The organism is Streptomyces sp. W16, from assembly GCF_033194735.1.
Lineage (GTDB): Bacteria > Actinomycetota > Actinomycetes > Streptomycetales > Streptomycetaceae > Streptomyces.
The window spans coordinates 1-5,234 of the sequence record NZ_JAWOAI010000611.1; the positions used below are offsets into that span (position 1 = coordinate 1).

The 5,234-nt window shown below is 70.9% G+C and carries 5 protein-coding genes and 1 pseudogene; 1 reads left to right on the forward strand and 5 read right to left on the reverse strand.

All coding sequences use genetic code 11. From position 1 onward, the window contains the following. On the reverse strand, positions 1 to 1,713 hold a 1,713-nt coding region (locus R6V09_RS45200; RefSeq protein ID WP_317887298.1), incomplete at its 3' end, for a DUF5107 domain-containing protein. A gap of 146 nt (positions 1,714 to 1,859) precedes the next feature. Here R6V09_RS45200 and R6V09_RS45205 point away from each other — a divergent pair. Next, a complete protein-coding gene (locus tag R6V09_RS45205) occupies positions 1,860 to 2,207 on the forward strand; it encodes a DUF6204 family protein (protein ID WP_317887299.1) in 348 nt (115 codons plus the stop codon). On the opposite strand, the gene R6V09_RS45210 is transcribed toward R6V09_RS45205, so the two are convergent. The 4 genes and pseudogenes from R6V09_RS45210 to R6V09_RS45225 form a co-directional block, all read right to left on the reverse strand. After that, entirely contained in the window at positions 2,179 to 2,730 is a 552-nt protein-coding gene (locus tag R6V09_RS45210; RefSeq protein ID WP_317887300.1) for a GNAT family N-acetyltransferase, read from the reverse strand. The two genes, R6V09_RS45205 and R6V09_RS45210, sit on opposite strands and share 29 nt — an antisense overlap. 13 nt (positions 2,731 to 2,743) lie before the next feature. Next, complete coding sequence (locus R6V09_RS45215; RefSeq protein WP_317887301.1) at positions 2,744 to 2,992, reverse strand: LapA family protein; 249 nt, start codon at positions 2,990 to 2,992, stop codon at positions 2,744 to 2,746. Between the two features lie 43 nt (positions 2,993 to 3,035). Continuing rightward, entirely contained in the window at positions 3,036 to 4,820 is a 1,785-nt protein-coding gene (locus R6V09_RS45220; protein ID WP_442810262.1) for a CocE/NonD family hydrolase, read from the reverse strand. A gap of 78 nt (positions 4,821 to 4,898) precedes the next feature. Then, positions 4,899 to 5,234 (reverse strand): annotated as a pseudogene (locus R6V09_RS45225) (LD-carboxypeptidase); the annotation flags it as partial.

Here is a 5,234-nt window from a genome sequence, read left to right on the forward strand (position 1 = left end):
CACCCGCCGTACCCGCAGCAGCGCCTCGACGGCCTCGCGGCCGAGCGCCGCCGTCGCGGCGGTCCAGCTCTCGCCGGCGTCGCGCCGCTCGTGGCACAGGTCGGCGAAGGCCTCGTTGTACCGGTCGGCGGCCCGCTCGTAGTTGCCGGCCTCCTGATCCGCCACGGCCAGACAGCGCAGCAACGGCCAGAGGGACGGGGCGAGTTCGAGGGCCCGCTCCCAACTGCGCACCGCCTGTGCCCGATCACCCGCGTGCCATTGGGCGACGCCGAGGTGGTACTCGGTGAGCGGGGTGGCGGGTGCCGTCTCCAGCATGTCCCGCCAGTGCGGGGCGACGAGGGTCTCGCCGGGCGGCCGGACCCGGCGCGGCTCGGGGAGCACACCGCTGCGCAGCAGGTCCGCCCAGGGCGCCTGGGCCGCGCCGAGCGTGGACTCGTCGAAGGGGGTGCCGGGCAACTTCCAGTCGGTGCGCAGGACTTCGAGGGCGCCCCAGCCGGAGCCGGTGGCGAGGATCTCGCCGGGTTCGGTGTCGGCGTACGGCTTCCAGGCGGCGTAGGCGGCGTCGACGTCGGCGCGGGGCAGCGCGGTTTCGAGCCGGGCCTCGGCACGGTCCACCGCGGCAGGCCACTCCCCTTCCGCCTCGGCGTCGAGCGGGCCGTACGCCTCCAGCCAGGACACCTCGCTCTCCGGGTCGAGCCGCAGGTGCTCCAACTGGGTGCGGGCCAGGCCCGCCTGGATCTCGCAGTAGCCGCCCGTGCCCGGTTCGGTGAGCCACTCCTGCCAGCGGCGGCCACCGCCGCCGGTGCCCCACACGAAGAGTTTGCGGCCCCGGAGCGCATCGGTGGACGTCTGCACCAGGCCGTGCCCGTCCGCGTCGAGCGCGGCGATCCAGCGGCGCCGCCCGTCCGGGATCTCGTAGAAGTAGTCGGCGGCGTAAGGGCTGTTGAGAGGATACGTCCGGTCCGCTCCGTCGTACGACGGCACGGGCACCCGGCGCAGCCGCCGCTCGTACCCGAAGTGCCAGGCCTCCGACGCCGGTGCGAGGACCCGGCGTTCCTCCGGGACCGCGATGTTGGACCACCAGTAGGTGGGCGCGGGCCTCTCGTGCGGATTGCGGATGCGGACGCCGACGTGGAGGAAGTCGGAGCCGTCCGGCAACCACAGGTCGACCTGGAACGGGAGGTCGCGCAGCCGCTCCCACTCCCACAGGCGGAGCATCTCGCCGCCGTCGGGGGCGGGGACGCGGGCGGCGTGCAGGGGTGCGCAGGAGAGGGTGGTGTGGCCGGTGGCGCCGATGTTCCATTCGATGCCGCCGGAGAACCAGGCTCCGTTGAGGGCGAAGTTGGCGGGCTGCAACACCGGGTTGCGGTACAGGAGTTCACGGTCGCTGGGCTTGTGGACGAGAGAGGCGATCCGGCCGCCGAGGGCGGGGAGCACGGTGGCGCGCAGCCGGTCGTTCTCGATCACGAGGGCGTCGATCTCGCGGGGTGCGCGGTCTCTGTCGTAGCCGTCGCGGACGCGGGTGGGGAGCAGGCTGCGGAGGGGTTCGTAGCCGACCTGGCGGGCCATGTCGCGTGGCAGGTCCTCGCGGTCCCGGTCGTCGATACGGTGTGTCTCGTCGAGCGGACGCAGTGGGGGCAGCGGGTTGTCCGGACCCAACTCGGCGGTGGGCAGGGTCAGTACCTCACGTCGGATCGTCGTCACGATCACCATGGAACCCGGCAACCGGTGCGGTGGCCAGGGGCGCCGCCGGTCAGGATTCCGCAAAGGCGGGGGCGCCGGGAAATTCCGCGTGCGCTCCGGTCACGTCGACGTAGAGTCGGGCGACCGACGGCACGGAGCGAGGAGTGGAAGCGCGGATGGGCGAGCAGCACACGTACCGGGTGATCGTCCGGGGCACCTGGGACGCGCTGACGGACGAGGCGCGGCAGCGGCTGCTGGGCGAGGCGTCGGAGCACGGGATGCTCAGCATGCGGTTCAGCGAGGAGGGCTCGCTCAGTTACGAACCGTCGCCCCTCAAGCACTTCTCGTGGCGGTATGTGGTGGTGTCGGACGCGGCGGACGGCGACGAGATGGCGGCGGCGCTCGCGGAGGACCGCGCCGAGACCGCTTTGAAGAGTCTCGGCTACGGCTTCCGCGAGCTGAAGTCGACGGTGACGGACCTGGACACGATGAAGGTCAACCGGAAGTCCGCATCTCGGCGGTGATCGCCCAGCGCTCGTGGTCCCGCCACGCGCCGTCGATGTAGATCATGTTCGGCGAGAAGCCTTCGAGCCGGAACCCGCAGCTGCGGGCGAGACCGATCGACCCGGCGTTGCCGGGCTGCGCGTTGATCTCCAGCCGGTGCAGTCGCATCGGCCCGAAGGCGTGCCCCACCACGAGGTTCATCCCCTCGCGCATCAGCCCGCGCCCGGCCGCGTGCGCGAAGGCGCCGTATCCCAGCGCACCGCACTGGAAGCCGCCCTCGACGATGTTGTTGATGTTGATGAACCCGGCGATGCCCCCGCCGTCCAGCTCGCACACCAGGAACCCGGCCTTGGCCGGATCCTGGATCAGCCGCCCCGCGTAGGCGGTGTAGGCGTCCCCACTGGCCGGCGGGAACAGCCACGGCTGGTGCAGGTCCTTGCTCTCCCGGGCACGCGCGGTGAACTCGGCGCCGTCCTCGTAGGTGAAGTGACGTATCCCTACGCGGGGGCCCTGGGCGAGGTAACGGGATGTGGAATGCGGCATCCCGTCACCCTAGTCAGGGTCGGCGGCGCCGTCGCATGAAATACGCCCCGCACAGGGCGCCGATGATCGCCGTGGCCAGCAGTGCCATCCACAGCGGCATGGTGACCTCGGGGATCAGCAGGCGGATCCTGGTGTCGTGGGTGTTCTCGAAGATGAAGATGAGGGCCAGGACGGCGAGCAGCAGAACAGTGATCCGGGCGGGTGTCAGCAGGCGTTCCCGCCGGCCGGTCCGCCCACCGCTCTCGGTGGTCTTCGGGCTCATGTCTCCAGGGTGAGCCCGAATCGGCCATCACGCACGGTGAGGCTCAGTCCGCGACGACCGGCAACTCCAGCACCCCGGTGTCCTTCGGCGAGCTGACCACGGTGACCGGCTTGATCCCCCGGTTCCCGGTGTACGCGTCGTCGCTCGCCGCGATCACGAACCGCAGCCGGTGCCCCTTGGCGAACCGGTGCACGATCCCCGGCAGGGTGACCGTGAAGCTCTTGGTGACGTCCGGGACCCGGACCGGGGCGACCAGGCGGTGGACCAGGGTCCCGGTGCCGTCGGGGGCGAGGTCGTAGAGCTTGGCGAAGAGGACGAGCTTGTCGGCGGCGTCGCCGGAGTTCTGCACGCGCCGCGCGGCCGGGGAGACGACCTTGAGGGTCGCCTTCGGGGCGCCCACGACATCCGTCGCGCGGGTCAGGGGTGCGCCGGTCCAGCCGAGGCAGGTGCCGGGTGTGTCGTACGGTGCCGGGTCCGGCAGGCCGGTCATGCCGGTCAGCGAGTTCTCCGAATGGCTCGTGGGGACGAGGCGGTTGGCGTAGTCACGGCTGCCGCGCGCCACCTTCGCCCGGTCGTCCACCAGCTTGCCGTCACCGGAGAGATACAACTTCTCGGCCTGCGCGGGGAGTTGGTCGGTCGTGGCGTAGGTGCCGACCGAGTCCGTGACCCAGTCGCGGTAGTACGCGAAGGCCGGTCCGGTGTCCACGCCCTTCCGCTCGCGCAGATAGCGGTCGAACCAGGCCACGATCCGCCTGCCGACATAGCTCGCTGCCAAGTCGCCCTGGTTGAGGTCGAGTTCACCGGCCGCCGTCCCTCCGCTGTGCCCCCACGACTGCCAGATCATCTTCGCCGTCGTCCCCTGGGCCTTCAGCGTCTTGTACGTCGCCGTCGCCTCGTTGAGGTTGAACAGGGTGTCGGCCTGGCCCTGGACGAGGAGCGTCGGTGCCTTGACCCGGTTGAGATACGAGACTGGCGAGACGCTGTGCATGTACGCGAGCAGGCCGGGCGTCGCCTTGGCCGGGTGGCTCCCGGAGTTCAGGGTGCGGAACATGGCGCAGGCCCCGGTGACGAAGTGCAGACAGGTGAGGGAGTTGATCCGGGTCGGGTCGAGGCTCGGTACGGTCAGCGGCTGGGTCTCGCCAGTGAGGTAGAAGCTGTTGGTCCACTGCCACTTGAAGGCGCCGGGCACGGTCCGACTGCCTTTGCCGACCGCGTTGTTGGGGTCGAGGGAGTACGCCAGGTCGTTCCAGGTGATCAGGGGGACGAGCGCGTCGACCCGGTGGTCCACAGCCGCCGTCGCCAACTGGATCGCGCCGCCGTACGATCCGCCGATCATCCCGACCCGGGGGTCCCCCTTCGCGTCGAGTGTCACGAAGTCCGCCCTGGTCCCGTCGTCCGCGGCAAGCGTGCCCGCGAGGAAGTCGACCAGTCCCGACGCGGCCGTTCCGTCGATGTCCGGGTCGTCGAGCGAAATGAGACACCCCGACTTCCCGAAGCCCAGCCCGGAGTAGACGAGCCCGACATAGCCGCGCCGCGCGAAGACCTTGCCGATGGCGTCCGTCGAACCGTCCGACTTGCTGCCCCCGAAGCCGTTTGTGGCCAGCACGGCGGGCGCCGGGTGGGCGCGGTCCACGCCCGCGGGCCGGTACAGGTCGGCGTCGACAGTGCAGTCACGGCCACCCGCGGGGACGGTGAACTTCAGCGCGGTGACGGTGTATTGGCCCTCGGCGGTGGCATGGCCGGCGAGGGTGAGCGGTGCCGTGAGAGTGAGCGGTGCGGTGAACGCGAGAGCCAGCGCGGCGCGGATTCCGGGCACACGACAGGACACAGAGACCTCCACACTGAGGACAACCCGACGGAGAACAAAGGGAGTTTGCTGGGAGCGGTACGCCAGGCGGGCGGTCGGCTACCGCAGCGCGGGCTCGTCCAGCGTCAACGTGCCTGTGTCCGCGTCCAGTTCGGCCGCCACCCCGAGGGGTATCGTGAGCGCCCCTTCGCAGTGCCCGAACCCGAACTCCTCGACGACGGGCACACCGAGCCCGCCCAGCCGGTCGGCGAGCACCGGGCGCAGTTTCTCGTACGGTCCGCAGCCGGACCACGAGCCGAGCGCGATGCCCGCGACACCGTCCAGCCAGCCGCTGCGCAGGAGTTGGGTGAGCATCCGGTCGATGCGGTACGCCTGTTCGCCGACGTCCTCGATCAGCAGCAGCCGGCCGCGCGCGCCGGCCGGTGCGTGCGGGGT

Coding starts and splice junctions, on each gene's coding strand:
- R6V09_RS45210 (WP_317887300.1), bottom strand. CDS start 2,730: ATGCCGCATTCCACATCCCGTTACCTCGCCCAGGGCCCCCGCGTAGGG.
- R6V09_RS45215 (WP_317887301.1), bottom strand. CDS start 2,992: ATGAGCCCGAAGACCACCGAGAGCGGTGGGCGGACCGGCCGGCGGGAA.
- R6V09_RS45205 (WP_317887299.1), top strand. CDS start 1,860: ATGGGCGAGCAGCACACGTACCGGGTGATCGTCCGGGGCACCTGGGAC.